Origin of the sequence: Comamonas terrae (genome assembly GCF_001544075.1) — a bacterium.
In the GTDB taxonomy this organism is placed as follows: domain Bacteria; phylum Pseudomonadota; class Gammaproteobacteria; order Burkholderiales; family Burkholderiaceae_C; genus Comamonas; species Comamonas terrae.
In genome coordinates, this window is the sequence record NZ_BCNT01000001.1 from 345,795 (window position 1) to 370,633 (window position 24,839).

The following is a 24,839-nucleotide window of genomic DNA, read 5'->3' on the forward strand; positions in this document are numbered from 1 at the left end:
TTCATGGTTCACGCTTTGCTGCCGCATGCCTTCTGGCCCTGTTCGCCCGCCCTATCGTCAAGAATGCACTCCGCGCCCGCCTGCGCCCAGGTCAGCCTTGCCGTCCTGGCGCGGCCCGGAGCAATAAAAAAACCGCCGCAGGCCCGAAGGCAAGGCGGCGGTCGGATTGTCGGCCAACGCGCGCACGCGCGTTGACGCCAAGGTGAAAACTCAGTCCTCCAGCAAGGACAGATCGCGCACGGCGCCGGTATCGGCGCTGGTCACCAGCTTGGCATAGGCCTTGAGCGCGGCCGAGACCTTGCGCGGGCGCGGGTTGGCGGGCTTCCAGCCCTTGGCATTCTGCTCCTCGCGGCGCTTGGCCAGTTCCTCGTCGCTGACCAGCATGTTGATGGTGCGGTTGGGAATGTCGATGCGGATGCGGTCGCCGTTCCTCACTAGGCCGATGGCGCCGCCGGCGGCCGCCTCGGGCGAACAGTGGCCGATGGACAGGCCCGAGGTTCCGCCCGAGAAGCGTCCGTCGGTCAGCAGCGCACAGGCCTTGCCCAGGCCCTTGGACTTGAGGTAGCTGGTGGGATACAGCATTTCCTGCATGCCGGGGCCGCCCTTGGGGCCTTCGTAGCGCACGATGACCACGTCGCCGGCCTTGACCTGATCGTTCAGGATGTGCTCGACGGCCTCGTCCTGCGATTCGACCACATGGGCCGGGCCTTCGAAGACCAGGATGGACTCGTCCACGCCGGCGGATTTGACCACGCAGCCATTGAGGGCGATGTTGCCGGTCAGCACGGCCAGGCCGCCCTCCTTGCTGAAGGCGTGGTCGTAGGAGCGGATGCAGCCTTCGGCGCGGTCCAGGTCCAGGCTGGGCCAGCGGGTGTTCTGGCTGAAGGCCACCTGCGTGGGGATGCCGGCCGGGCCCGCCATGTAGAAGGTCTTGACGGCTTCGTCGCTGGTGCGGGTGATGTCCCACTGGGCCAGCGCCTCGCCCATGGTTTTGGCATGCACGGTGGGCACGTCGGTGTGCAGCTTGCCGGCGCGCTCGAGTTCGCCCAGGATGGCCATGATGCCGCCGGCGCGGTGCACGTCCTCGATGTGGTATTTCTGGGTGTTGGGCGCCACCTTGCACAGCTGGGGCACGACGCGCGAGAGGCGGTCGATGTCGGCCATGGTGAAGCCGATGCCGGCCTCCTGGGCAATGGCCAGCAGGTGCAGGATGGTGTTGGTGGAGCCGCCCATGGCGATGTCCAGCGTCATGGCGTTCTCGAAGGCCTTGAAGCCCACGGAGCGCGGCAGCACGGACTCGTCGTCCTGCTCGTAGTACTGGCGGGCCAGTTCCACGATGCGGCGGCCGGCGCGCTTGAACAGCTGCTCCCGGTCGGCGTGCGTGGCCACCACGGTGCCGTTGCCGGGCAGGGACAGGCCCAGCGCCTCGGTCAGGCAGTTCATGGAGTTGGCGGTGAACATGCCCGAGCAGGAACCGCAGGTCGGACAGGCCGAGCGCTCCACCTGGGCCACCTGTTCGTCGGTGTAGTTCTTGTCGGCCGCGATCACCATGGCATCCACCAGGTCCAGCTTCTTGAACTCCATCACATGGGTGGTGGGATTGGCCAGCTTGGTCTTGCCGGCCTCCATGGGGCCGCCGGAGACGAAGATCACAGGAATGTTCAGGCGCATGGCGGCCATCAGCATGCCGGGGGTGATCTTGTCGCAGTTGGAGATGCACACCAGCGCGTCGGCGCAGTGGGCATTGACCATGTATTCCACCGAGTCCGCAATGATGTCGCGGCTGGGCAGCGAATACAGCATGCCGTCATGGCCCATGGCGATGCCGTCGTCCACGGCGATGGTGTTGAATTCCTTGGCCACGCCGCCCGCGGCCTCGATCTCGCGCGCCACCAGCTGGCCCAGGTCCTTCAGGTGCACGTGGCCGGGCACGAACTGGGTGAACGAGTTGGCAATGGCGATGATGGGCTTGTCGAAGTCGCCATCCTTCATGCCGGTGGCACGCCACAGAGCGCGTGCGCCGGCCATATTGCGGCCGCCAGTGGAGGTTTTGGAGCGGTATGCGGGCATGGGGTGAATCTGCTTGTAAGACGAAAACAGTCCATTATGTCCCACCCTGCAAGACCATTGCGGCCCCGGCAAGCGCCATGGCAGGCGCTTGTGCTTCCCGTTTGAGGCAAAAATAGCGGTCATCCGAATTCCCGCTTTCCCCCAGGCAAAACCATGCGTGTACTCGTCGTTGAGGATGATCCCGCCCTGAGATTGGGCATTACCCGTATGCTGCAGGCCGAGGGCTGGCAGGTGGACGCCGTCACGGATGGCGAATACGCCCTTTCCGCAACGGCAACGGAGCACTACGACGCGGCCGTGCTGGACCTGGGCCTGCCCAGGCGCAGCGGCCAGGAAGTTCTGCTCAAGTGGCGCAGCCAGGGCAAGGACCTGGCCGTCATCATCCTCACGGCCAACGACGGGCTGTCCAGCCGCCTGCAAGGCCTGAACAACGGCGCCGACGACTATCTGCCCAAGCCCTTCGAGCCCGAGGAGCTGGTGGCGCGCCTGCGCGCCATCACGCGCCGGCGCAGCGGCAACGCGAGCAACGTGCTGGCCATGGGCGCCCTGAGCTTCAACACCGACACCAAGGAACTGCATTTCGACGGCGAGCGCCTGGCACTGAGCCCGCGCGAGACCGCGCTGCTGGAGCTTTTGATGTCCTCGCACGGCACGGCCGTGCCCAAGACGCGCATCATTTCGGCCATGTCCAGCTGGGAAAGCAACTTCAGCGCCAACTCGGTGGAGATCTACATCCTCAAGCTGCGGCGCAAGCTGGCGCCGGCGGGCGTGACCATCGTCACGCTGCGCGGCGTGGGCTACGCGCTGGAGGCCTTGTGAGCCTGCGCCTGAACCCGCTGGGCTGGATCAATCCCAGCCTGCTCAAGCAGCTCATGCTGCCCGTGGTCGCGCTATGGGTGGCCTGCGCAGTGCTGGCCGCCGGCGCTGCCTACCTGCTGGCCGGGCGCAGCACCAACACCTCATTCGACCGCCTGCTGGCCGACGATGCCCAGGCCCTGGCCGCCCAGCTGCGCTGGAACAACGGCGTGGCCAGCTTCATTGCCAGCAAGGAAACAGCCGATTCGCTGGTCTTCGACTCGCTGTCGCTCAGCCATTACTCGGTGCATACGGCCTCGGGACGCAAGCTGGTCGGAGACCTGCACCTGGAGACCGCCGAGGTCGAGGCCCGCACCGACACCCAGCCCATCTTCTTCAGCCAGGTCAGCCCGCACGGCACGCACTTGCGGGCCGTGGCCCTGCGCCTGCAGCCCTCGCCTTCGGACGAGGCGGTCTGGGTGATGGTGGCCGAATCCAAGCTCAAGCGCCGCCAGGTCAAGGAGGAGATCGCCACGGCCATCTTCCTGCCGGCGGCGCTGGCCGGCTTCATCATCATTCCGCTGTTCTACTACAGCATCCGCGCAGCCCTGTCGCCGGCGCGCCGGCTCAGCGCACTGGTCGTGGCCCATGGCGATGCCGACCTCTCGCCGCTGCCTGTCGAAGAGGTGCCCGAAGAGCTGCGCGAGCTGGTGGCGCACACCAATCTGCTGCTGCAGCGACTGCAGGCTTCGGTGGACGAGCAGCGCCGCTTCATCGCCGATGCGGCCCACCAGCTGCAGACGCCGATGGCCGGCATACGCCTGCTGGTAGGCGACATGCGGCGCATACAGCGCGCCGACCCCGACCAGCCCATGGACGCCCAGGTGCTGGCCCAGCTGGACGAGGTGGCCACGCGCGGCGCACGCATGGTCAAGCAGCTGCTGGCCTATGCCCGCGTTGCGGACAACACTGCGAACAACAGCGACAGCGCGGCCCTCCAGTACGAGCGCTTCGACGCCGTGGACGCCATTCTGGAAGCGGCGGCGCGCTGGCAGGCCCCGGCCCGGGCGGCCCACAAGACGCTGGTCGTCGAGGACCATGTTCCCGCGGCGCTGGATTTCCATCTGCAGGGTTCGTCCATGCTGCTGGGCGAAGTGGTCTCGAACCTGCTCGACAACGCCATCCGCTATGGCGGCCCGCATATCCGGCTGGACCTGCACCACCGCTCCACCACGCTGATCGTGCGTGTGCGGGACGACGGACCGCGGCTGGATGCAGCCACGCGGGAGAATCTGCTGCTGCCCTTCTGGCGCGGCAACCACGGCCTGCCCGACGGCTCGGGCCTGGGCCTGTCCATTGCCCAGCGCATCGTGGAGCGGCTCGGCGGCACGCTGAGCCTGCTGGCCGACAGCAGGCAGGGGACCTGCTTCGAGATAGAGCTGCCCTGCGGCACCGCTTCGCCGCACGCGCAGGCCTGAGCCTGCTGCCGGGAGGGGCCGGCAAAGCCTTCCGCCGCCGTCTTTCCGATGTCTCGCCGTTGTCTCGCGCGAGACAGCCGAGTGCTGCAGAAAAAAGCAGCTGCCGCATGGCAACCTGCCGGCATCAAGCCAATGTAAAGCTTGCCCGATTTAAGTTCGCACCATCGTGGCCAGCTGCGCCGGTTTTCCGGGCAGCGGCCGATACAGGAGCAGCTTGAGAACAAGGAGGGCTGGAACATGTCGACACAGGCCCCAACACCGCAATTCCCCGCCAGAAAACGCCTCATCATTGCCGCAGCCGCGCTGGCCTGCGCGGCTGCCGTCGCAGGCATCGTCTATCTCGGTTCGCACAACTCCGAAGCCGCCCAGGCGCCCGAGGAGTCGGTGGCCGGCAAGGTCGACAAGGGCATGGTCCGGGTCCAGCCCGACCAGCTCCCCTCCTTCGATGTGGACCTGCCCCAGAGCCACAGCTTCAGCAACGTGCGCCACGCCATCGGCGTGATCGACTTCAACCAGGACCGAACGGCCAAGGTCTATTCGCCCTACCAGGGCCGCGTGTCCAGGGTGCTGGTCAAGGCCGGCGACGACGTCAAAGCCGGCCAGGTGCTGTATACCGTGGCCGTCCCCGACATGTCCCAGGCGGCCTCAGCATTCATCTCCAGCGCGGCTGCCCTGCGCAATGCCAACGAGACGCTCAAGCGCGCCGAGGCGCTGGCCAAGGACAGCAGCATCCCGCAGAAGGAATACCTGCAGGCGCAGACCGACCAGCAGACGGCCAAGGCTGCCTATGACGCGGCGCGCCAGAACCTGCACCTGTTCGACCTCGGCGACGCCGACATCAACCGGCTGGAGCAGGACAGGCGCGTGGGCCTGGAGTTCGCGGTCAAGAGTCCCCTGAACGGCCGCGTGACATCCCGTGCCGCGCAGCCGGGCCAGCTGGTACAGCCCGGCACCGACCCTGCGCCCATGGTGGTGTCGGACATGCGTTCGTTGTGGATGGTGTCCTATGTGCCCGAATCCGAGTTCAGCCAGTTCCGCCTGGGCCAGAGCGTGCAGGTACGGGTCTCGGCCTGGCCCGGCAAGACCTTCGGCGGCACGATTTCCTATGTGGGCGACAGCCTGGATGCCGACAGCCGCCGCTTCGTGGTCCGTGCCGACGTGGCCGACCCCGACCATGTGCTGCGCCCGCAGATGACGGCCGACTTCACCATCACCGTGGCTGCGCCCGACGAAAGCCTGGCCGTGCCGGCCGAGGCCGTGGTCCGCGAGGGCGACGGCAGCGACGTGGTGTGGCTGGCCATGGGCAAGGACGCCAAGGGCCCGCTGTTCACGCGCACCAAGGTGACCAGGGGCAAGACCCAGGACGGCTGGGTTCAGATCACTCAGGGCCTGAGCGCGACCCAGCCCATTGCACGGCACAACGCGCTCTTCCTGAGCAGCCTGTACGACACCACGGCGCAGTGATGCTGCTGCAACACCGCTAGAAGAAACAGGAGCACTGCCGTGTTTAGACCATTGCTGGCCTTTGTGCTGTCGCGCAGAGCCATCGTCATGCTGGGCCTGCTGGCCTTCATGGGGCTGGGGCTGTTCGCATTTTCCAAGCTCAACGTCGAGGCCTACCCCAACCCTGCGCCGGTCATTCTGGAGATCACGGCCCAGGCGCCCGGCCTGTCGGCCGAGGAGATGGAGCGCTACTACACGCGCCCCATGGAAATCGGCCTGGCCACCACGCCGAACGTGGACAACATCCGTTCCACCTCGTTCTACGGCCTGTCCTTCGTGCGGGTGACGTTCAAGTACGGGACGGACTACTACTTCGCGCTGAGCCAGGTGGCCAACAACCTGCAGGCCAACGTCAATCTGCCCAATGGCGTGCAGCCCCAGATCCAGGCTTCCAGCCTGGTGGGCGAAATCCTGCGCTACCAGGTCAGGGGCCCGTCCAACTACAGCCTGACCGACCTGCGCACGCTGCAGGACTGGGTGATCGAAAAGCGCCTGCTCACCGTGCCGGGCGTGGTGCAGGTCGTCACCTGGGGCGGCACCACCAAGGAATACCATGTGGATGCCGACCCCAAGCGCTTGGAGGCCTACGGCATCACGCTCAAGAGCCTGCTCGACGCCATCGGCAATGCCAACGTCAACGTGGGCGGGCGCGCCATCAGCGTGGGCGACCAGTCGGTCAACATCCGCGGCCTGGGCCTGGTCAGGAACCTGGAGGATGTGGCCAACATCGTCGTCGGCCAGAAAAGCGGCCAGCCGGTGCTGGTCAAGGACATCGCCTCCATCAAGGAAGGCACGGTGCCGCGCCTGGGCGAGGCCGGGCGCGACAAGCAGGATGACGTGGTCACCGGCGTAGTGATCATGAACCGCACGCTGCACACCAGCGATGTGATCGGCAAGGTCAAGGCCGCCGTGGAAAAGATCAACTCCGACGGCACGCTGCCTGCCGGCGTCAAGCTCGAGCCCTACTACGACCGCGCCGTGCTCGTGGGCGTGACGACGCACACGGTGCTGCACAACCTGATCTTCGGCTGCCTGCTGGTGTTCTTCATCCAGTGGGTATTCCTGGGCGACCTGCGCAGCGCCGTCATCGTCAGCGTCAACATCCCGTTCGCCCTGTTCTTCAGCATCATGATGCTGGTGATGACCGGCGAGTCCGCCAACCTGCTGTCGCTGGGCGCGGTGGACTTCGGCATCATCGTGGACGCGGCCGTGATCCTCGTGGAGAACGTGTTCCGCAATTTCCAGCGGCCCATCGCCATACGGGCGTCCATGCTGCGCGCCATGGCCAAGGGGCCGGACGGCGCCCGCACCAGTCCCAGCGACGGCTGGACCACGCGCCTGCGCACCATCTACCTGAGCGCCACGCAGGTGGACAACTCGGTGCTGTTCTCCACCTGCATCACGATTGCCGCCTTCACGCCGCTGTTCGCCATGCAGGGGGTGGAAGGCCAGATCTTCGGCCCCATGGCACGCACCTACGGCTATGCGCTGGCCGGTGCGCTGATCGCGACCTTCACCGTCACGCCGGTGCTGGCCAGCTACCTGCTGCCCGCCAAGGTCACGGAAAAGGAAACCTTCATCGTCCAGGCCATCCACCATGCCTACGAGCCCGCGCTGAAATGGGTGCTGAACAACACGCGCCTGGTGCTGGCCGCCGGTGCCTTGGCACTGGCCGGCGGCGCGCTGATGGCCATGCACCTGGGCAGCGAGTTCCTGCCGGCGCTGGAGGAAGGCAATCTGTGGATCCGTGCCTCCATGCCGCCCACGATCTCGCTGGAGGCCGGCCGCGACAAGGCCAACCGCATGCGCAAGATCATCGACGAGTATCCGGAAATCATCACGGTGGTCTCGCAGCACGGCCGCCCCGACGACGGCAGCGATGCCTCGGGCTTCAACAATGTGGAGCTGTTCGCCCCGCTGGAGCCTTTCGAGAAATGGCGCCCGGGCATGACCAAGACCCGCCTGATCAACGAGCTGCAGGCCAAGTTCGCTGCGGAGTTCCCCGGCGTCACCTTCAACTTCTCGCAGTACATCCAGGACAACGTGCAGGAAGGTCTGTCGGGCGTGAAGGGCGCGAACTCGGTCAAGATCATCGGTCCCGACCTGACCACGCTGGAAAAGCTGGCCGACCAGATCTATGGCGTGATGTCGCATATCGACGGCGTGGCCGATCTGGGCGTGTTCCATGTGCTCGGCCAGCCGAACATGAACATCCAGATCGACCGTGAAAAAGCGGCGCGCTACGGCCTCAACACCGGCGACGTGACCAGCGCCATCCAGACCGCCATGGGCGGCACCCAGGCGACCACAGTGCTGGAAGGCGAGAAGCAGTTCGCGCTGACGGTGCGCTTCAACGAAAGCAGCCGCAGCTCGCCCGACAACGTGCGCAATCTGCGCATCGGCTACACCACGGCCTCGGGCGCCACCTCGTACATTCCGCTGTCCGACATCGCCACGATCACGCTGGATACCGGCGCCACCTACATCTACCGCGAAAGCAACGAGCGCTACATCCCCATCAAGTTCTCGGCCCGCGGCCGCGACCTGGGCGGCACCGTGAGCGAGGTGCAGCGCCGCATCCGCCAGGAAGTGCACCTGCCCCAGGGCTACCGCGTGGTCTTCGCCGGCGAGTTCGAGGCCCTGCAACAGGCCAAGGCGCGCATGATGATCGCGATTCCGGTGGCCATCTGCCTGGTGTTCGCCCTGCTCTACGCATTGTTCAACGACTTCACCTACTGCCTGCTGACCCTGGCCTCCGTGCCGTTCACCGTGATCGGCGGCATCCTGGCACTGTACATATCCGGGCAGGTGCTGAGCATCTCCGCCATCATCGGGTTCATTTCGCTGCTGGGCGTCTCGGTGATGGACGGGATACTGATCCTTTCCTACTACCGCGACCTGCGCGGCAAGGGCCACCTGCCCCACCAGGCCATGGAAGAGGCCTACCGCGGCCGCATGCGCCCCTTGCTGATGACGGCCCTGTCCGCCTGCATCGGCCTGCTGCCCGCCGCGCTTTCACACAGCATCGGCAGCGAGGTGCAGCGCCCGCTGGCCACCGTCGTGGTGGGCGGCATGCTCATCGGTCCGGTGTTCCTGCTGCTCGTGGTGCCGGCACTGCGCCTGACGGTGCTGCGCCGCATGAAACTGACAAAGCGCCGTGAAGGCCTGGGAGGCAAGCGTGCCTAAGAACATGCCCATCGCAATGGCTGGTGCCATGAAAGGCAGCACATCCACTCTCACGGCGATCGCCCTGGCCGCTGTGCTGGCCGGCTGCGCAGCCGGCCCCGACTATGTGCGGCCGCAGGTCGCCAGTCCGCAATCGCTGACGCGCGGCGCCCTGTCCACCGCAACGCAAGGCACTGCCGCGCCGTCCGTCGACGCCCAGTGGTGGAAGGCCTTCGGCTCGGCACCGCTGAACGCCATGGTCGAGGATGCGCTGCGGCAAAGCCCGACCATAGAGGCGGCCGAAGCCACCCTGCGTGCGGCGCACCAGAACGTCGTCGCCCAACGCGGTTATTTCTACCCTTCGGTCCAGTTGGGCTACAGCCCTTCACGCCAGAATACCGGCCAGTCCATGTCGCCGCCGCTCAACAACGGCGACTCGCTCTACACCTATCACACGGCGCAGCTGAGCGTTTCCTATGCGCCCGATCTGTTCGGCGCCAACCGCCGCCAGGTGGAAGGACTGCAGGCGCAGGAGGAAGGCCAGCGCCTGCAGTTGCAGGCCGCGCGCCTGAGCCTGGCCGGCAACCTGGTGGCAGCGACCATCCAGGCATCCATGCTGCAGGAGCAGGCCGCGCTGATCGGCCAGGCCGTGGAGGCTGCACAGGAGCAGCTGGCACATATGCGCAAGCAGCAGGCCAACGGCTATGCCAGCGGCATGGACGTGGCCACGCAGCAGACCCTGCTGATCCAGCTGCAGCAGCAGTTGCCGCCCCTGCAGAAGTCGCTGGAGCAGACACGCAATCTGATCGCCACGCTGATGGGGCGTACACCCGACCAGTCGCCACCCGTGCTGCCGCTGTCCGGCTTCAGCCTGCCGGCCGTGCCGCAGGCGGTGGCGTCCCAGCTGGTCGAGCACCGCCCCGATATCCGCATTGCGGAAACCCAGGTGCAGCAGGCCAGCGCCGCCATGGGCGTGGCCACCGCAGCGCGCCTGCCCCAGCTTGCCATCACGGCCGCCTATGGGGGCGGCGCGACCACTTTTGCCAAGATGTTCTCGGCCGGCAACATCACCTGGGCCCTGGGCGCCAACCTGCTGGCCCCGCTGTTCAACGGCGGCACCCTGCTGGCTCACCAGAAGGCCGCGCAGGCCGAGCTGCAGGCGGCGGCAGCCACTTACCAGGGCACGGTGCTCTCGGCCTTCCAGGACGTGGCCAATGCGCTTTATGCACTCGATACGGACACCCATGCCTTGCGCATGAGCCAGGAAAGCGAACAAGCCAGCCAGACCACCTTGCGCCTGACCAGCTCGCAACTCCAGGCAGGCTATGCCAGCCGCCCGGCCTATCTCGCGGCCCGGCAGTCGTGGCTGCAGGCACGCGCCGCGACGGTGGCTGCCCAGGGCAGCCTGTACGGCGATGCGGTGGCGCTCTACCAGTCACTGGGCGGCGGCGTGCTCAACGACCCGCCGGCCGATACCCGGCCTCCAGCGCCGCGATAGCCCGGCGATCCTCCAGCTCTCCCTCTTGCCCGGTCTGCTTGCAGCCGGGCTTTTTTACATGCGCCCTGCCGCTCAACGGCGGCGCGAACCGGGCTGCATGGCGGCTTTCTGGCGCTCGATGCGTTCCTTCTTGCGCTGGTCCATCTTCTGTGCCGCCTTGCGCTTGGTATAGCCCGACCAGTCTGCCCAGGCCCACCATGCGGCCGCTGCGGCATACACGCCCAGAATCGGCCACCAGGACCACGCACCCACAGGGCCGAGTTCGGCCAGCTTGAGCAGCGACAACACAACCGCCAGTCCCAACAAATACATACACCCTCCCACTTAACTCACTAGTATCTACATCTTTGCGTACACAATGAGCCCACTACAATGAGTCGGCCCACAAAATTTAGTCAAACTCACAGGAACTCATGATGAAGCAAACGTTGATCGCCTTCGCTCTGTCCGTGGCTGCCGTGGCTCCCGCCATGGCCGACCAGGCCCTGGCACAGTCCAAGAACTGCATGGCCTGCCACGCAGTGGACAAAAAGGTCGTCGGCCCCGCCTTCAAGGACGTGGCGGCCAAGTATGCAGGCCAAAAGGATGCCGCTGACAAGCTGGCCGCCAAAGTGATCAAGGGCGGCAGCGGCGTCTGGGGTCCCGTGCCCATGCCCGCCAACCCCCAGGTCAACGAGGCCGAAGCCAAGAAGCTGGTGGCCTGGGTGCTGTCGCAGAAGTAATCGCTTCGACACAGTCCTGCGCGAGATGCCGCCTCCCGAAAGGGTGAGCGGCATTTTTCATGGCGGGCAGGCAGACGGCCCTCCCGCTCCTCAAAGCCTGCATGGCCACCCGACAAACGGGCAAGCCGCTATCCGACAGCCCGATCGAATGTCAGATACGTTAATTGGCTGGCGGCCAGTGTGCCGTCTCAGGAGCGCCATCAATGCAAATCAGGAAATACTCCGCAATCGGAGCAATCGCGTTGGGAATCGTCGCCACGCTGGGTCTTTCGGGCTGCGTCGCAGTGCAGGAGGCTCCGCCACACCGTGCCCCGCATCCACAGCCGGCGGCCGTGCAGATACGGACCATGCCCGAAGTCATTGTCGAGGAGCGCAGTCCCCCGCCTGCCCCCAACTGGCATTGGGTCAACGGATACTGGAAATGGGAATACAACCGCTGGAACTGGCATCCGGGACGCTGGGTCGCCACTGCGGTTCCCCCCATGCCAAAGCCCATCATCGAACAATGGGGGCCTCCTCCCAGCCCGCGCCATTACTGGGTTCCGGGCCACTGGATCTGGCATCCTGAAATGAACAACTGGTTCTGGGTCAACGGACGCTGGTATTCCTGAACCGCGTCCCCGCTTTCAGGCCGCTCCATGCGAGCGGCTTTTCTTTTTCCTGCCTTCTTTTTCAAAGAGCCTCTTTTCCGCGTGCCACCCATGGCAGGCGATATTCAGGCAAATCGACAAGAGCCGGGAATAGCCTCCTCCCAAAAGGAACAGAGGGATAACCCATACATTTGCTCACCCTAACTGTTCAATTAAAACAAGACCCATAATCATTTGCACCCTAATATGGGCCGTTTCCACCCGACCCGGGAAACGCAATGAACCATACCCCCGCCCATTTGATCCTCGCCGCCCATGTGCGGGAGCTGGCTCACCGCGTGCGACACGAGCGCCTGGAGGCTGCCCTGGCCGACTGGGAAAGCAGGGCCGGTCCACTTCCCGCAAAACCTGTGCTTCCCTCCACGCCCCAGGAGCTTCTGGAATTCTCCCGTGCGGAAAAAGCCGAGAGCGATTTCAAGAAAGCCAGGTCCGCCTTCAGGACACAATGGCTGGACTCTCACTCGGCCCTGTCGTTTTCCCGGGATGCGCTTGCATTGCTGGTGCAGGTGGCCGATGAAATTGCGCCTTGCTAGCACTGCGACATCCGCCCCACGCATTTCGGGGCAAGAACCAGGACATCAAAAGCCCCGCAGCACAAGGCATTTGCGGGGCTTTGACGCAGCAGGCCGAGGACGCTATCTTGCGTATTCGAATTTCGGCAGCGCCTTGATCGCGTCCTTGGTGGCGCCGGCCAGCATGATCTTTCCGTTGTCGATCCGGAACTGGTTGATGGGAATGGCAACGTCATGCTTGCCCATGCCCAGAAAGCCACCGGCGCCGATGATGGCATAGGAAAGCGCCTTGTCGGGCGCAACAATGACATCGTCGACCTTGCCAACGACCCTGCCTTCGTCGTTGTAGACCTTCTTGCCGAGAATCGACTTCTTGAGACTCCAGCCGGCAGCCACGGCCTGTATCTCGGTGGCTGTCACGCCCAAAGTGGCGGTACCGGCCACCTGAGCCCAGCCCGAAGAGACAACGCCCACAGCCAGCGCAGCGCCGACCAGCCCTGTTTTCAATGTCTTGAGATCCATCGTCCGAACTCCTTTCCACACATCGAATCCCTATTAGGAACCTCGGAGGCCGGATCGCTCATCGGAGAGTGAACAGTACCGCCGTAAGCCAAGGCATGGGAGTCCATAGTCCCATGCCTACAGCCAGTGCGCAGGCAGGCCGGTCCTGCACTGCGCCACCACGCCCCCACCGGGGAGCCCGATGCACCAGCACGAAAGCCCCGCCATCTACAAAACGCTGGCCGGCGCCATCGGCCAGGAGGGCGATACCCGGGACGCATGTTTGGAGTTATCAATCAGCCCTCGGTCCAGAAGCTGCTCCAGGCCGCCTTTGCCAGCAAGCGCTTCATCCCCGAAATTGTCCCCATCATGGAGGATGATGATGACACCCACTGAGCGTCTTGCCGCCCACCCGGCCCTTGCAGAAGCGACCATTCTGTCTTTGCAGGCCCGGCTGGAGTGGCTGCCCATCGAGACCGCGCCAAAGGACGGGCGCTGCATATTGCTGTACACCGGCGACGGCATCGTCGAATGCGCCTGGAGCTTCGGGTTCTGGGAGCCGCAGCCTTCCTGTCTTGCAGCACACGATGGCATAGGTACCGTGCTTTCCGACAGCCCCACCCACTGGATGCCGCTGCCTCCTCCACCAAGGCCCAGGCTGGCATCTGCCTGATGCAAGCGATGGCCTAGGCCTTTCTGCCCTGCATGGCCGCCAGCCAGCGCCTGGCCTGGCTTGGCTGGCTGAACTCCAGCCACTGAAGCTGCGGATACTGCCGGCTTTCGCGCAGCCAGGCATATTTGCGCCGGTTCTTCGCAAATGTCCTGCATGACCACAGAAGAATCGAATCCCTGGAGAAAAACGCCTTGGCCCAGGTTTCCCGGTTGCCGTGGGAGAGCGTCGTCCGCAAGGCAACCCGGCACGCCGTGCGCCAGAGCACCCGCGAAAAAACGGTCAAGCGGCCATAGTTCAGCCACACGACATGCGTGGCACGCGACCAGAGAAGATCCCGCACGGCATGGTAGTTGCCGTCGGCCACCCAGGCCTGGCCTTCAATGGCCACAGCCACCGCACTTTCAAACTCCTGCGCCGCCACAGGCTGCCACCCGGGGCCCCAGTAGAGCCGGTCCAGCTCGATGTACGGCGACTGCAATGCCTGTGCCAGCGCAGCAGCAAAAGTGGACTTGCCGGCACCGCTGGTTCCGATGACTACCACGCGCATGATTTTCCTGAGCCTGTCTTCCTGTCTGGAGCTGCCATTGTCGGCTTGCCGATCGATGAAGCCGTCCATTGCCTGCAGCGAAACTCTTGATCCGGCCCGGCGAGAACTTCGCGGTGCGGGAAAGCCGGCGTGCAGGACAGCCAAGAATGCACTTCCCGAAGACCCCCATGCAACACCGGCTCAATCCACGGCCGAGGTCAGGGGCCGGTTGCTCACCACATCCTTCATCACGAGAGTGGATGTCATGCGCTTCATGCCAGGCAGGGAGGTGAGGCGTTCGTCATAAAGGCGCTGAAAAGCCGGCAGATCGCGGGCCACGATATGCAGCAGGTAATCCGGATCGCCAAACAGTCTCTGGGCCTGGATGACGTTGTCCAGCGCCGCCACGGCAGCCTCAAAGTCTGCGACGGACCTGCTGTCGTTCAGCGTGACGAATACCAGCGCGGCAAACTCCAGGCCCAGCGCGGCCGGGTCCAGCTCGGCGCGGTAGCCGCGTATGACGCCCGACGCCTCCAATGCACGCACACGCCGGTGGCATGGCGACAGGCTCAGCCCCACGCGATCGGCCAGTTCCGTGACGGTCAGGCGACCATCCTCCTCCAGTGCTGCAAGAATCTTCCTATCCAAAGCATTCATTTGGAAATAAATTCCATTTATTCAGTTTTCCAAGACAAATATTGGAAGCACATTCTCACTGGCAGTCAATATCCTTCCCGCTTTACAGCTTGTTGGGAAATCTTGTGTCATTGTCCGCAGTCGCCGCCTTCTGGGCCGTTTCGTTTCTTCTGGTCCTCACTCCGGGAGCGGATTGGGCCTATGTCATCTCCGCCGGGTTGCGGGGGCGCGCTCTGGTGCTGCCCGCCGTGGCCGGCCTGGCCTGCGGGGCGCTGCTTGCCACATTGGCCGTTGCGGCCGGCGTGGGCTCACTGGTGGCACGCAGTCCCGTGGTGCTTACCGTTCTTACCATGGCGGGCGCCGCCTATCTGCTGTGGCTGGGCATTGGCATGTGGCGCCATCCTGGCGTTGCAAGCTCCGCGACGGACCACGGCGACGAAGGAGCATGGCGCTGGATCGTCAAGGGCGCGGGCACCAGCGGGCTCAATCCCAAGCTGATGCTGTTGCTGCTGGCGCTGCTGCCGCAATTCGTGCGGCCATCCGCCTCCTGGCCGGTCGGCATGCAGATCGTGGTGCTCGGGGCCGTGCACGCCGCCAGTTGCTGCGTGGTCTATTTCAGCGTGGGCCTGGCCTCCCAGCGAGTGCTCGGGGCCCGCCGCTCAGCGGCCCTCGTCGTTTCACGGCTGTCAGGCGGCCTCATGGTGGCGATTGCGGTGTTGCTGCTCGCGCAGGGGCTGCTTCGCTGACCGGATTGCAGCCCATGGCAGCAAAGGCCAGGGGCGCGCTCCGTTACCCCTTTTGCCCGGCCGGCCGCGTCCGCGGCAGAAAGGCGGTCGCCAGGCCCAGCAATGGCAGGAAGGAGCAGACCTGGTAGACCCAGGTAATGCCATGCGTGTCCGCCAGCTGCCCCAGGCCTGCCGCGCCCAGCCCGCCAAGGCCGAACATCAGGCCGAACATGACTCCCGACACCATGCCCACACGCCCGGGCACGGCTTCCTGCGCATACACCACCAGTGCTGCGAACGCGGACGACATCACCAGTCCGATCGCAATGGCCAGCACCGCCGTCCAGAAAAGGCTCGCATGGGGCAGTGCCAGTGCAAACGGCGCCACGCCCAGAAAGGACACCCAGATCACGGCCTTGCGGCCGATGCGGTCGCCCACGGGGCCTCCTGCAAAGGTGCCCAGAGCCACCGCAGCCAGGAAGATGAACAGATAGATCTGGCTTTCGCGCAGGCCGATGCCGAAACGCTCGATCAGATAGAAGGTGAAGTAGTTCGTGAATGCGGCGATATAGACGAACTTGGCGAACATCAGAATCGCGATGACCACCATGGCCCGGATGACGGCGCTGCGTTCCAGGCCTGCGGCCTGGTTGCGGGCCATGCTCCGGGCCTGGGCCTGGCCGTGGCGCAGCGTCCAGCCCGTGATGCGCATCAGTACCCAGATGGCCAGCAAGGCCACCAGCATGAACCAGGCAATGGCAGGCTGGCCGTAGGGTACGACCAGTGCGGCTGCCAGCAAGGGGCCGATGGCCGAACCGGTATTGCCGCCCACCTGAAAGGTGGACTGGGCAGTCCCGAAACGCCCGCCCGAAGCCATGCGGGCCACGCGCGATGCCTCGGGGTGGAAGGTCGCGGAGCCGATGCCCACCACGCACGCAGCCACGATCAGCATGGGATAACTGCCGGCAAGCGACAGCATGGCAATGCCTGCCAGGGTCATCGTCATGCCGGCCGGCAGCAGGTAAGGTTTGGGATGCTTGTCGGTATAAAGGCCGATCCAGGGCTGCAGCAGCGATGCCGTGACCTGGTAGGCCAGCGCAATGCCGCCGATCTGGCCAAAGCTCAGGGAAAACTGCGTCTTCAGCATTGGATACACGGACGGCAGCAAGGCCTGGATCAGATCATTGAGCAAGTGCGCAAAGGCGGCGGCTCCGACAATTCGGAACGCAAAGCCCTGGGACGGAGGAACAGGCGGTGCATCGGCGGCAACGGCGGCGCTTGGTATGGACATGGTCGAGGTATTGGCGCAAGGATGACGGTGCACGCCCATGGCTCAAGCCTGGCCAAGGGACATGCCGGGAAAAGCGCGATTCTAGAAATCGGGCTACAGTCTGTCTTGCGCAATTGAGCGCCAGATATTTTCAAAAAGGACATGCCTGACCGCCCCACCCCCGAGACATTGGCGCAGGACCTGGCACGTGTCGAAAACAGCAGCGCACCGGTGTCCTGCCGCGCCACCAACTATCCCCCGGGGTGGGAAGTGCTGCCGCATGCGCACACCAAGCATCAGCTGATCCATGCGCTGCAGGGCGTGATGGTGGTGCATTCCGAAGCAGGCCATTGGGTCGTCCCCCCCAGCCGCGGCCTCTGGATGCCGGCCGGCATGACCCACTCCATACGCTGCATCGGCGAAGTGCACATGCGCAGCCTCTATGTGCAGCGCCATGCCGCACCGCAGCTTTTCGAAAATTGCCAGGTCGTGGGCATCAGTGCGCTGCTGCGCGAACTCATCCGCGCGGCCATGGAAGTTGGCCCTGCGTATGCGCCAGACTCGCGCGACGGACGCCTGATGCGCCTGCTGCTCGACGAACTGCATGCACTGCCCGTGCTGCCGCTGCATCTTCCCATGCCATCGGACGCCCGCGCGCAGAAGATCTGCCGGCGTCTGCTGCAGCAGCCGGACGACGCCTCGACGCTGGCCGACTGGGCTGCGCACCTGCAGATCGACGTGAAGACCATCCAGCGTCTGTTTGCCAGCCAGACCGGCATGACCTTCGGCCAGTGGCGCCAGCAGGCGCGCCTGCTCAGGGCCCTGGAGCTGCTGGCCACCGGCGAAAGAATCATAGACATCGCGCTGGCGCTGGGCTACGACAGCCCCGGCGCATTCGCGACGATGTTCAGAAAGCATTTCGGCCAGGCTCCCAGCCAGTTCTTCGATGCCCGCTGAAGCGCCCGTGCGCGGCTTCGCCGGCGAAGCCGCGCCTGGCTCACGGCCTTGCAGCCGAGCGCCGGGCCCGCCCCTGGCGCCCGGCTTCTGCGCCGCTCCTGGAGCGCGGTACCGCGGACGTCGCATCTGCTTGCGCCAGTCCCAGCCCGGACAGCACGCGCCGGGCATTGGTGGCGCAATCCATGTCGTCGGGCTTGGCCTCGATCTGCGCCATCAGCTCGACCAGCTCGGACTTGCTCTGCGCGAGCTGTGCCTGCATGGACTCGATATCCCGCACCTTGCGGCGCAGCGTATCGAGCAAGCTGTCGTGCTCCCACCGCGACAGGCCATCGGGCAGCAGCACACGCAACTCGTCAAGACTGAAACCCGCGCGCTGGCCGACCGCAATCAGCCTGAGCACCAGCACCGCCTCGTCGGGATAGCTCCGATAGCCGTTGGCTTGCCGCTGCGCCGGCTTGAGCAGGCCTATGCGCTCATAGAAGCGGATGCGCGAAGTCGCAAGGCCGGTGCGCTGCGCAAGTTCGCCGATATTCATGTTCGGGATGCTCCAGGTGGAATCGGAGTTTGACATTAAACCTTGCTTCAAGGTTAACCTTTTGCCAGTTTCATGAAAGCACACTTGAAAAGGCATACGCAATGCAGACGATATTGGGAGCCAACGGCCAGATCGCAACAGAGCTTGCAAGAGAGCTGAAGCGCAGCCATACCGGCGATCTACGGCTGGTCAGCCGCAATCCGCGCAAGGTCAACGACACCGACCGCCTCCTGCGCGCCAACCTGCTCGACGCCAAGCAGACCGCGGCGGCCGTCCAGGGCAGCAGCATCGTCTACTTCACTGCCGGCCTGCCGCCGGACACGGAACTATGGGAGGCACAGTTCCCCACGATGCTGAAAAATGCACTGGAGGCCTGCCGGGCCGCAGGCGCCAGTTTCGTCTACTTCGACAATACCTACATGTATCCCCAGGATGCACGGCTGCAGACCGAGGACACGCTCTTTGCGCCGGTCGGGCGCAAGGGCAAGGTACGCGCGGCCATGGCTTGCATGGTACTGGAGGAAATGGCGCGGGCAGACATTCCCGTGCTCATAGGCCGCGCCCCGGAGTTCTATGGCCCCGGCAAGACACAGAGCTTCACCAATGCACTGGTCATCGAAAAACTGCAGGCCGGGAAAAAACCGCGTGTGCCCGTGCGCGACGACACGCGGCGCACGCTCATCTGGACGCCCGATGCCAGCCGGGCACTGGCGCTGCTGGGCAATACCCCCGATGCCTATGGACAGACCTGGCATCTGCCTTGCTGCGATGACCGTCCCACCTACCGGCAGTTCGTTGCCATGGCCAGCCAGGCATTCGGGGGCAACGGCTCCTACACCGTGATCGGCAAATGGACCCTGGCCCTTGCCGGCCTCTTTTCGAAGCAGGTGCGCGAGATCCAGGAGCTGCTGCCGCGCTACGCGCAGGACAACCTCTTCGACTCCACCAAATTCAAGCGCCGCTTTCCGAGCTTCGATGTGACCAGCTACGGTCAGGGTGTGGAGCGGATCCGGCAGGAGTGGGCGCACGGACAGGCTGCGTAGAGGGGTTCGCAGCATCAGTGCCCCCATGGGGGCAGGCCGGCAGATGCTCCCAGCCAGTGGCACTTCTGATGCGCACGGTGGACGCGCTTCAACGCACCGACAGTCTCCATGGCTGCCGGCGCGTTGCGCGCTCCGCTTCAGCCATGGATGACTGAAGCGCGGAGCGGTAGCCCGGTCAATCGACCTGCACCTCGATGCGCCGCGGCTGCGCATGGGCAGCCTTGGGAATGCGCAGTGTCAACACGCCTTGCGCGAGTTCAGCCGACACCTTCTCCGTGTCGAGTTCCTTGCTCAGGGTGAAGGTGCGGTGGTAACGCGGCAGGCTCACCTCGCTGTGACTCGACGTGAGTTCCTCGGGCACGGCCGTGGACAGCATCGCGTCGATGGTCAGCGTGTCCGACTCCACCGAAAGATGCAGGTTCTCGCGCGAAACACCGGGCAGGTCCGCGTAGAGCGTGATGCCGCCGGCATCCTCGATCACGTCCACGGGAGGACGCAAGGCGGGCGCTTCCGCAGCGCCCTGGGCCGACCGCGACGGCATGGTGTCGGAAGTGCGGGTTTGAATGTCGCTCATGGCAATGTCCTCCATTGATTGATTCAGTTCACTTCGATGCGCCTGGGCTGTGCAGAGGCCCTGCGGCGGATGCTGATGCGCAACACCCCGTCGGTCATGCGCGCCTGCACGGCATCCGGGTCGGCATCCTCCGAAAGCGTCAGCGCACGATGGAAGCGGCCCGAGAACCTCTCGTTGATGTGCAGCGCGGCCTTGCTGCCATCCATATTCGACAGCGGGGTCTTTCGCTCGCCCGAGATGGTCAACAGGCCTTTTTCCAGGTTCACTTCCAGCGAGGCCGGGTCCACCCCGGGTGCGAACGCATAGATCTCAAGGCTTTGCGGCGTGCTGCCGACATTCAGCGCCGGAAAGCCCTGCCCTGCAAAGCCCCGGATGGTGGGCGAAAGGTCGAAGGCCTGCTGCGTCTCGCGCTGCAGGCGGCTCAGTTCTGCGACGATGTCGAGCGGAAACAAGGATCGGTACATGGCGAAATCTCCGTTGATGGGTGAGATCAATGGCACCGGCACTCCGTCGTACCGGGGCCTGAGCCGGAATTAGGGACGGTCCCTTTTTCTTCAAGAGGGCAGCGAGAGAAGGCAGCCGGCATTCGAAGGAGGCCGACAAACAGGCCTTCCGCAAGCCAACATGCGCATCACGCCCAGTCCTACAAGGCCCGGTCCTTGAAACGCACGGCAACGCCACCAGTTCTTACGACGTTCGCAGATGGTCAACGAGCAAAGGAGGAATGACATGACCACAGAACTGCTGCGCCGGATCGCCCGATCCAGGCTGCCACTCACACTCAGTTCCCGCGAAGAGGTCGAAGCGGTGCGCCAGTTGCGCAAGCAAGGGCTGGTTCTGGCGCTGGTTCCAGCGCCGTCAGATCCCGTGAACCTGTCCGGCACGGCAACCGCAGCCCAGGTTCTTGCCATCACACCCGAGGGCCTGGACCGGTTGGCCAGCGCGCCTGCGTCACAGCCACACCGCATGGCACTGCCGCCTCGCTGGATACCGTGGCTCCGTACCGAAGGCTCCGGTTACCGGCATCAGGCGAGCGCCCGCGCCTGATCCGGCCTGTCCGCCAATGCAGGCTCCGGCGCCGGCAGGCCTTTCGTGCCGGACCTGCACGCGCGGCTATGGGTGCCACCGGCTCGGCGGCAGTTCGGCCGGTGTGGCCGAGGTATTGCCTGCCAGCGCGTAAGACAGCTGGCGGGCCGTGTTCATCACCTGGGGCGCCAGTGCCTCCAGCGTGGCGGGCGGCAGGCGCGACTCGGGACCGGAGATGCATACCGAGCCCAGCAGCCGCCGGTTCATGCCGAAGACCGGCGCCGACACGGTGGCCACGCCCGGTTCGCGCTCGCCGATCGACCACTGGTAGCCCTGCTTGCGGATCTGCTCATAGAGCCGCCCCGGCTCGCCGGAGAACGCCAGAATCACCCGCCCCGGCGATCCATGCTCCAACGGCAGGCCCTCTCCCATGCGCGCATGGTGGCGCAGCGCCTGCGGCCCCTCGACGCGCACCAAGCAGGTGCGCACATTCCCCTCGCGCACATAGAAGGCCGCGCTTTCGCCACTGCTCTGGGAAAGCGCGCGCAGCGCGGGCTCCAGCACGTTCTGCACATCGAAGCCTGCCTGGTAGCGCGCGCCCAGCCAGCCCGTGGCCGGCCCCAGGCGCCACTCCCCATCCTCTCGCTGCACCAGGTAGCCCGACTGCGCCAGCGTGCGCGCCAGCCGCAGCACCGTGGTCTTGTGCAGGCCGCAGCGGCGGCTGAGTTCGGCCAGCGGCAGGTGCGATTCGCCCAGCACGAAGGCATCCAGTATCTGCAGGGCACGCGTCACGGCAGCCACCCCGCCGTCGGCACCCGATTGGGCAGGCTCACGGCCCGAATGTGTGCTGCCCGCAGCAGGTTGCTGCCGCGGCGAGGAAGAGCGGTTACGAGGGTTTTCCATGGCAGTTTTGTTTCACTGTACGCAACTCAATTGTATGCCGTGAAACGTTTTTCCAGAATGGCGGCCACGCGGTGCCCGTGGCGGGCAAAGCCGCAAAACATACAAGGAGACTTGCCATGCACTTTTCAACACCCTCCCGCACCCTGGCTGCCTGCGCGGGTGCCGCCCTGCTCGGTCTGATGGCCGCAGCCATGCCGGCGGGACCGGCCTTTGCCCAGGCCGACTATCCGAGCAAGCCGATCCGGCTGATCGTGCCGTTCCCGCCTGGCGGCGGCACCGACATGATTGCGCGCGCCGTGGCCCAGAAGATGGCCGAGCAGAACAAGTGGAATGTGGTGGTGGACAACCGCCCCGGCGCCGGCGGCAACCTGGGCGTGGACGCGGTGGCCAAGGCGGCGCCCGACGGCTACACGCTGGTCATGGGGCAGACCAGCAACCTGGCGATCAACCCCACGCTGTACGCCAAGCTACCGTACAAGCCGCTGAAGGATCTGGCGCCCGTGGCGCTGGTGTCGTCGTCGCCCATCGTGATGGTGGCGCAGGTTACCTCGCCCTTCAAGAGCTATGCCGACGTGGTGGCCGCGGCCAAGAAGGCGCCCGAGTCGCTGACGCTGGGCTTTTCCGGCAACGGCACCGTCGCCCACCTCGCGGGCGAGCTGGCCGAGAATGCCGCCGGCATCCAACTGCGCCATGTGCCCTACAAGGGCGCGGCCCAGGCCCTGACCGACGTGATGAGCGGCCAGGTCGACCTGTACATGTCGTCCATCCCCACGCTGCTGGGCCATGTGCGCAGCGGCAAGCTGCGGCCCATCGCGGTCACGTCCAAGACCCGCTCCTCGCAACTGCCCGACACGCCTACGCTGGCCGAGGCCGGCTACAAGGACTTCGACGCGATCTCCTGGTTCGGCATCCTCGCGCCCGCCGGCACGCCGGCCGCCATCGTGAACAAGCTCAACCAGGCCATCAACCAGGCGCTGAAACAGCCCGACGTGGCCGAGCGCCTGCGCTCCGAGGGCGGCGACGTGCTGGGCGGCAGCCCCGAACAGTTCGCCCAGTTGCTGAAGACCGAAATCCCGCGCTGGGGCGAGATCGTCAAGCGCTCGGGCGCCAGCCTGGACTGATTTCCGCACCGGCCCGAAGTCGACCATGGACACCGCTCCATTCTCCGCCGGCTGCCAGAGGCCGCAGGCCGTGGTGCCTGTCGGCGCCTGCGACTGCCACGTGCATGTATACGACGCGCGCTACCCTGCGGCGCCCGGTGCCCGGCTGCTGCCGCCCGATGCCTTTGCCGCGGACTACCGCCAGCTGCAGCGCCGGCTGGGCCTGTCGCGGGTGGTGTTGGTCACGCCGTCCACCTACGGCACGGACAACCGCTGCATGCTGGCCGGGCTGTCGGCACTGGGGCCCGGAGCGCGCGGCGTGGCCGTGATCGGCGGACAGGAGAGCGATGCCGAACTGCTTGACCTGCATGCCCAGGGCGTGCGCGGCGTGCGGCTGAACCTGTCGCTGGGTGTGTCGGGCACTGCCGAGCAGCTCGAGCCGCTGGCGCGGCGCATAGCGCCGCTGGGCTGGCACCTGCAGCTGCTGATGGCGCCCGAACTGCTGGCGTCGCTGGCCCCGGTGCTGCGCCGCCTGCCCGTGCCGCTGGTGTTCGACCACCTGGGCCGCATCGCGCCGCAGCAGGCGGGCCGCCACCCGGCCCACGCGCTGCTGCTGGAACTGCTGCAGGCCGGCCGGGCCTGGATCAAGCTGTCCGGCGGCTACATCGTCAGCCCGCAGCGCAGCGTGGAAGACCCGGCGCTCGACGAGCTGGCTGCCGGCTACCTGCGCGCCGCGCCGCAGCGCGTGCTGTGGGGCAGCGACTGGCCGCATGCCACGGCCAGCGCCGGCATGCAGCCCATGCCGGACGACGCGCGCCAGCTCGACCGGCTGGCCGAATGGCTGAACCGCACAGAAAGCGCGGCCACGCTGCAGCAAGTGCTGGTGGACAACCCCGCCCAGCTCTATGGCTTCGGCGTCGCTTGTACCTGAAAGGAACTACCCATGATCTCTCCTCGTTCGCCCCTGGGCGCGCAGGGCGCTGCCCGCCGCCGCCTGCTGGCCATGTGCGCCGCAAGCCTGGTTGCCTGCCCGGCGCTGGCGCAGGAATGGCCCGCCGGCAAGCTCATCACCTACGTGGTGCCGTACCCGGCCGGTGGCGGCACCGACGTGCTGGGCCGCAACATCGCCCAGCGCCTGGGTCCGGCCTTGGGCACCAACGTGATCGTGGACAACAAGCCCGGCGCTACCGGCACCATCGGCGCGGCCTTCGTGGCGCGCGCCCAGCCCGACGGCCTCACGCTGCTGGGCACCACCATCGGCCCGCAGGCCATTGCGCCGCACCTGCTGGGCAAGCTGCCCTACGACCCCATCGCGGGCTTCGAGCCGGTCATCACCCTGGGCACCATCCCGCACATCCTCGTGGCGGGCGTGGCCCAGCCGTTCGCCACGGTGGGCGAACTGGTCGCCGCCGCCAAGGCCAGGCCGGGCGAGCTGGCCTATGCGTCGGGCGGCAACGGCACCATCCTGCAGATGCAGGCCGAGCTGCTGCAGCAGCAGAGTGGCGCGCGCTTCATCCACGTGCCCTACAAGGGCGACACGCCCGCGCTGCAGGACACGCTGGGCGGCCAGGTGCAATTCATGTTCGCGCCCGCGGCCGCCGCGCTGCCGCACATCCAGGCAGGCAAGCTGCGCGCGCTGGCCGTCACTTCGGCCGCACGCCTGCCGGCCCTGCCGCAGGTGCCGACGATGGCCGAGGCGGGCTTCAAGGACTTCGTGGTGGAGCAGTGGCACGCCGTGTTCGCCCCTGCCAAGACCCCGGCCGCCACCGTGCAGCGCCTGAACGCCGAGATCGGCAAGGTGCTGAAGGACCCGGCCATCACCGCGCTGGCCGAGAAGCTGGGCATCACCCTCGCGGGCGGCACGCCCCGGCAGCTCGGCGATCTGCAGAAGGCCGATTCCGCCAAATGGGCCAAGGTGATCCGTGACGGAAACATCAAGGCCGACTGATTTTTTTCTTTTTTCCACCCCCCCAGGAG

Annotated in this window: 26 protein-coding genes; 16 read left to right on the forward strand and 10 right to left on the reverse strand. The window is 65.7% G+C overall.

The genetic code is table 11. The annotated features are described in order from the left end of the window. Nucleotides 1–210: 210 nt before the first annotated feature. Entirely contained in the window at nucleotides 211–2,070 is a 1,860-nt protein-coding gene (gene ilvD, locus Cte04_RS01515) for a dihydroxy-acid dehydratase (protein WP_066470585.1), read from the reverse strand. A 153-nt stretch (nucleotides 2,071–2,223) separates the two neighbouring features. Between ilvD and Cte04_RS01520 the strand changes: the two genes are divergently transcribed. The 5 genes from Cte04_RS01520 (at nucleotide 2,224) to Cte04_RS01540 (ending at nucleotide 10,509) form a co-directional block, all read left to right on the forward strand. Further along, nucleotides 2,224–2,889, forward strand: a complete 666-nt coding sequence (locus Cte04_RS01520) for a response regulator transcription factor (protein WP_066470588.1) — start codon at nucleotides 2,224–2,226, stop codon at nucleotides 2,887–2,889. Beyond that, nucleotides 2,886–4,343 (forward strand): sensor histidine kinase, encoded by a 1,458-nt coding sequence (locus Cte04_RS01525; protein ID WP_066470592.1) that lies wholly within the window; start codon nucleotides 2,886–2,888, stop codon nucleotides 4,341–4,343. Before Cte04_RS01520 ends, Cte04_RS01525 begins: the two co-directional genes overlap by 4 nt. A gap of 237 nt (nucleotides 4,344–4,580) precedes the next feature. After that, entirely contained in the window at nucleotides 4,581–5,807 is a 1,227-nt protein-coding gene (locus Cte04_RS01530; RefSeq protein ID WP_066470595.1) for an efflux RND transporter periplasmic adaptor subunit, read from the forward strand. Between the two features lie 39 nt (nucleotides 5,808–5,846). Next, nucleotides 5,847–9,032 (forward strand): efflux RND transporter permease subunit, encoded by a 3,186-nt coding sequence (locus Cte04_RS01535; RefSeq protein WP_066470598.1) that lies wholly within the window; start codon nucleotides 5,847–5,849, stop codon nucleotides 9,030–9,032. Between the two features lie 28 nt (nucleotides 9,033–9,060). After that, nucleotides 9,061–10,509 (forward strand): efflux transporter outer membrane subunit, encoded by a 1,449-nt coding sequence (locus Cte04_RS01540; RefSeq protein WP_066470600.1) that lies wholly within the window; start codon nucleotides 9,061–9,063, stop codon nucleotides 10,507–10,509. Nucleotides 10,510–10,581: 72 nt separating this feature from the next. Here Cte04_RS01540 and Cte04_RS01545 read toward each other — a convergent pair whose 3' ends face one another. After that, complete coding sequence (locus Cte04_RS01545) at nucleotides 10,582–10,821, reverse strand: TIGR04438 family Trp-rich protein (RefSeq protein WP_066470604.1); 240 nt, start codon at nucleotides 10,819–10,821, stop codon at nucleotides 10,582–10,584. Between the two features lie 104 nt (nucleotides 10,822–10,925). Here Cte04_RS01545 and Cte04_RS01550 point away from each other — a divergent pair, with 104 nt between their 5' ends. From Cte04_RS01550 to Cte04_RS01560, 3 genes are all read left to right on the forward strand, one after another. Continuing rightward, entirely contained in the window at nucleotides 10,926–11,231 is a 306-nt protein-coding gene (locus Cte04_RS01550) for a c-type cytochrome (protein ID WP_066471804.1), read from the forward strand. A gap of 203 nt (nucleotides 11,232–11,434) precedes the next feature. Then, on the forward strand, nucleotides 11,435–11,842 hold the full coding sequence (locus Cte04_RS21850; RefSeq protein WP_217997558.1) for a hypothetical protein: 408 nt from the start codon (nucleotides 11,435–11,437) through the stop codon (nucleotides 11,840–11,842). Nucleotides 11,843–12,120: 278 nt separating this feature from the next. Continuing rightward, nucleotides 12,121–12,414 carry a hypothetical protein gene (locus tag Cte04_RS01560; RefSeq protein WP_157081780.1) on the forward strand — a complete coding sequence of 98 codons (294 nt, stop codon included), beginning with the start codon at nucleotides 12,121–12,123 and terminating at the stop codon, nucleotides 12,412–12,414. Nucleotides 12,415–12,516: 102 nt separating this feature from the next. On the opposite strand, the gene Cte04_RS01565 is transcribed toward Cte04_RS01560, so the two are convergent. Then, on the reverse strand, nucleotides 12,517–12,915 hold the full coding sequence (locus Cte04_RS01565) for a PRC-barrel domain-containing protein (RefSeq protein WP_066470611.1): 399 nt from the start codon (nucleotides 12,913–12,915) through the stop codon (nucleotides 12,517–12,519). Nucleotides 12,916–13,273: 358 nt separating this feature from the next. Between Cte04_RS01565 and Cte04_RS01570 the strand changes: the two genes are divergently transcribed. Further along, on the forward strand, nucleotides 13,274–13,567 hold the full coding sequence (locus tag Cte04_RS01570) for a hypothetical protein (RefSeq protein WP_157081781.1): 294 nt from the start codon (nucleotides 13,274–13,276) through the stop codon (nucleotides 13,565–13,567). 13 nt (nucleotides 13,568–13,580) lie between these two features. Here Cte04_RS01570 and Cte04_RS01575 read toward each other — a convergent pair whose 3' ends face one another. Both Cte04_RS01575 and Cte04_RS01580 read right to left on the reverse strand, forming a co-directional pair. Beyond that, complete coding sequence (locus tag Cte04_RS01575) at nucleotides 13,581–14,114, reverse strand: P-loop NTPase family protein (RefSeq protein WP_066471806.1); 534 nt, start codon at nucleotides 14,112–14,114, stop codon at nucleotides 13,581–13,583. A gap of 180 nt (nucleotides 14,115–14,294) precedes the next feature. After that, nucleotides 14,295–14,750, reverse strand: coding sequence for an Lrp/AsnC family transcriptional regulator (locus tag Cte04_RS01580; RefSeq protein WP_066470614.1), 456 nt, complete (start codon nucleotides 14,748–14,750; stop codon nucleotides 14,295–14,297). Nucleotides 14,751–14,854: 104 nt separating this feature from the next. On the opposite strand from Cte04_RS01580, the gene Cte04_RS01585 reads away from it, so the two are divergent. Beyond that, a complete protein-coding gene (locus tag Cte04_RS01585) occupies nucleotides 14,855–15,475 on the forward strand; it encodes a LysE family translocator (RefSeq protein WP_066470616.1) in 621 nt (206 codons plus the stop codon). A gap of 43 nt (nucleotides 15,476–15,518) precedes the next feature. Here the strand turns inward: Cte04_RS01585 and Cte04_RS01590 are convergent, their stop codons facing one another. Further along, nucleotides 15,519–16,745, reverse strand: a complete 1,227-nt coding sequence (locus Cte04_RS01590; RefSeq protein WP_066470624.1) for an MFS transporter — start codon at nucleotides 16,743–16,745, stop codon at nucleotides 15,519–15,521. A 141-nt stretch (nucleotides 16,746–16,886) separates the two neighbouring features. Here Cte04_RS01590 and Cte04_RS01595 point away from each other — a divergent pair, with 141 nt between their 5' ends. Beyond that, nucleotides 16,887–17,681, forward strand: a complete 795-nt coding sequence (locus Cte04_RS01595) for an AraC family transcriptional regulator (protein WP_066470627.1) — start codon at nucleotides 16,887–16,889, stop codon at nucleotides 17,679–17,681. 40 nt (nucleotides 17,682–17,721) lie between these two features. Here Cte04_RS01595 and Cte04_RS01600 read toward each other — a convergent pair whose 3' ends face one another. Continuing rightward, on the reverse strand, nucleotides 17,722–18,216 hold the full coding sequence (locus Cte04_RS01600; protein ID WP_066470632.1) for a MerR family transcriptional regulator: 495 nt from the start codon (nucleotides 18,214–18,216) through the stop codon (nucleotides 17,722–17,724). Between the two features lie 101 nt (nucleotides 18,217–18,317). On the opposite strand from Cte04_RS01600, the gene Cte04_RS01605 reads away from it, so the two are divergent. Beyond that, nucleotides 18,318–19,259 (forward strand): NAD-dependent epimerase/dehydratase family protein, encoded by a 942-nt coding sequence (locus tag Cte04_RS01605; RefSeq protein WP_066470636.1) that lies wholly within the window; start codon nucleotides 18,318–18,320, stop codon nucleotides 19,257–19,259. Between the two features lie 175 nt (nucleotides 19,260–19,434). On the opposite strand, the gene Cte04_RS01610 is transcribed toward Cte04_RS01605, so the two are convergent. Further along, nucleotides 19,435–19,833: an Hsp20/alpha crystallin family protein gene (locus tag Cte04_RS01610; protein WP_083526474.1), complete on the reverse strand. Its 399-nt coding sequence runs from the start codon at nucleotides 19,831–19,833 to the stop codon at nucleotides 19,435–19,437. Between the two features lie 23 nt (nucleotides 19,834–19,856). Next, nucleotides 19,857–20,297: an Hsp20/alpha crystallin family protein gene (locus tag Cte04_RS01615; RefSeq protein ID WP_066470639.1), complete on the reverse strand. Its 441-nt coding sequence runs from the start codon at nucleotides 20,295–20,297 to the stop codon at nucleotides 19,857–19,859. 265 nt (nucleotides 20,298–20,562) lie between these two features. Between Cte04_RS01615 and Cte04_RS01620 the strand changes: the two genes are divergently transcribed. Further along, a complete protein-coding gene (locus Cte04_RS01620; protein ID WP_083526475.1) occupies nucleotides 20,563–20,880 on the forward strand; it encodes a hypothetical protein in 318 nt (105 codons plus the stop codon). A gap of 66 nt (nucleotides 20,881–20,946) precedes the next feature. Here the strand turns inward: Cte04_RS01620 and Cte04_RS01625 are convergent, their stop codons facing one another. Further along, nucleotides 20,947–21,762: an IclR family transcriptional regulator gene (locus Cte04_RS01625; RefSeq protein WP_066470641.1), complete on the reverse strand. Its 816-nt coding sequence runs from the start codon at nucleotides 21,760–21,762 to the stop codon at nucleotides 20,947–20,949. A 116-nt stretch (nucleotides 21,763–21,878) separates the two neighbouring features. On the opposite strand from Cte04_RS01625, the gene Cte04_RS01630 reads away from it, so the two are divergent. The 3 genes from Cte04_RS01630 to Cte04_RS01640 are packed head-to-tail and all read left to right on the forward strand — an operon-like array spanning nucleotide 21,879 to nucleotide 24,810. Then, nucleotides 21,879–22,883, forward strand: coding sequence for a Bug family tripartite tricarboxylate transporter substrate binding protein (locus tag Cte04_RS01630; RefSeq protein ID WP_066470643.1), 1,005 nt, complete (start codon nucleotides 21,879–21,881; stop codon nucleotides 22,881–22,883). Between the two features lie 25 nt (nucleotides 22,884–22,908). Beyond that, nucleotides 22,909–23,793 carry an amidohydrolase family protein gene (locus Cte04_RS01635; RefSeq protein WP_066470645.1) on the forward strand — a complete coding sequence of 295 codons (885 nt, stop codon included), beginning with the start codon at nucleotides 22,909–22,911 and terminating at the stop codon, nucleotides 23,791–23,793. 12 nt (nucleotides 23,794–23,805) lie between these two features. Continuing rightward, nucleotides 23,806–24,810 (forward strand): Bug family tripartite tricarboxylate transporter substrate binding protein, encoded by a 1,005-nt coding sequence (locus Cte04_RS01640; RefSeq protein WP_066470648.1) that lies wholly within the window; start codon nucleotides 23,806–23,808, stop codon nucleotides 24,808–24,810. Nucleotides 24,811–24,839: the final 29 nt, after the last annotated feature.

Bases quoted from the DNA above. Each gene is read 5' to 3' on its own strand.
- Cte04_RS01580 (WP_066470614.1), bottom strand. From the start codon at position 14,750: ATGAATGCTTTGGATAGGAAGATTCTTGCAGCACTGGAGGAGGATGGT.
- Cte04_RS01600 (WP_066470632.1), bottom strand. From the start codon at position 18,216: ATGAATATCGGCGAACTTGCGCAGCGCACCGGCCTTGCGACTTCGCGC.
- Cte04_RS01545 (WP_066470604.1), bottom strand. From the start codon at position 10,821: ATGTATTTGTTGGGACTGGCGGTTGTGTTGTCGCTGCTCAAGCTGGCC.
- Cte04_RS01635 (WP_066470645.1), top strand. From the start codon at position 22,909: ATGGACACCGCTCCATTCTCCGCCGGCTGCCAGAGGCCGCAGGCCGTG.
- Cte04_RS01520 (WP_066470588.1), top strand. From the start codon at position 2,224: ATGCGTGTACTCGTCGTTGAGGATGATCCCGCCCTGAGATTGGGCATT.
- Cte04_RS01570 (WP_157081781.1), top strand. From the start codon at position 13,274: ATGATGACACCCACTGAGCGTCTTGCCGCCCACCCGGCCCTTGCAGAA.
- ilvD (WP_066470585.1), bottom strand. From the start codon at position 2,070: ATGCCCGCATACCGCTCCAAAACCTCCACTGGCGGCCGCAATATGGCC.
- Cte04_RS01620 (WP_083526475.1), top strand. From the start codon at position 20,563: ATGACCACAGAACTGCTGCGCCGGATCGCCCGATCCAGGCTGCCACTC.
- Cte04_RS01615 (WP_066470639.1), bottom strand. From the start codon at position 20,297: ATGTACCGATCCTTGTTTCCGCTCGACATCGTCGCAGAACTGAGCCGC.
- Cte04_RS01550 (WP_066471804.1), top strand. From the start codon at position 10,926: ATGAAGCAAACGTTGATCGCCTTCGCTCTGTCCGTGGCTGCCGTGGCT.
- Cte04_RS01540 (WP_066470600.1), top strand. From the start codon at position 9,061: ATGAAAGGCAGCACATCCACTCTCACGGCGATCGCCCTGGCCGCTGTG.
- Cte04_RS01625 (WP_066470641.1), bottom strand. From the start codon at position 21,762: ATGGAAAACCCTCGTAACCGCTCTTCCTCGCCGCGGCAGCAACCTGCT.
- Cte04_RS01630 (WP_066470643.1), top strand. From the start codon at position 21,879: ATGCACTTTTCAACACCCTCCCGCACCCTGGCTGCCTGCGCGGGTGCC.
- Cte04_RS01640 (WP_066470648.1), top strand. From the start codon at position 23,806: ATGATCTCTCCTCGTTCGCCCCTGGGCGCGCAGGGCGCTGCCCGCCGC.
- Cte04_RS01595 (WP_066470627.1), top strand. From the start codon at position 16,887: ATGCCTGACCGCCCCACCCCCGAGACATTGGCGCAGGACCTGGCACGT.
- Cte04_RS01575 (WP_066471806.1), bottom strand. From the start codon at position 14,114: ATGCGCGTGGTAGTCATCGGAACCAGCGGTGCCGGCAAGTCCACTTTT.
- Cte04_RS01590 (WP_066470624.1), bottom strand. From the start codon at position 16,745: ATGTCCATACCAAGCGCCGCCGTTGCCGCCGATGCACCGCCTGTTCCT.
- Cte04_RS01610 (WP_083526474.1), bottom strand. From the start codon at position 19,833: ATGAGCGACATTCAAACCCGCACTTCCGACACCATGCCGTCGCGGTCG.
- Cte04_RS01530 (WP_066470595.1), top strand. From the start codon at position 4,581: ATGTCGACACAGGCCCCAACACCGCAATTCCCCGCCAGAAAACGCCTC.
- Cte04_RS01605 (WP_066470636.1), top strand. From the start codon at position 18,318: ATGCAGACGATATTGGGAGCCAACGGCCAGATCGCAACAGAGCTTGCA.
- Cte04_RS21850 (WP_217997558.1), top strand. From the start codon at position 11,435: ATGCAAATCAGGAAATACTCCGCAATCGGAGCAATCGCGTTGGGAATC.
- Cte04_RS01565 (WP_066470611.1), bottom strand. From the start codon at position 12,915: ATGGATCTCAAGACATTGAAAACAGGGCTGGTCGGCGCTGCGCTGGCT.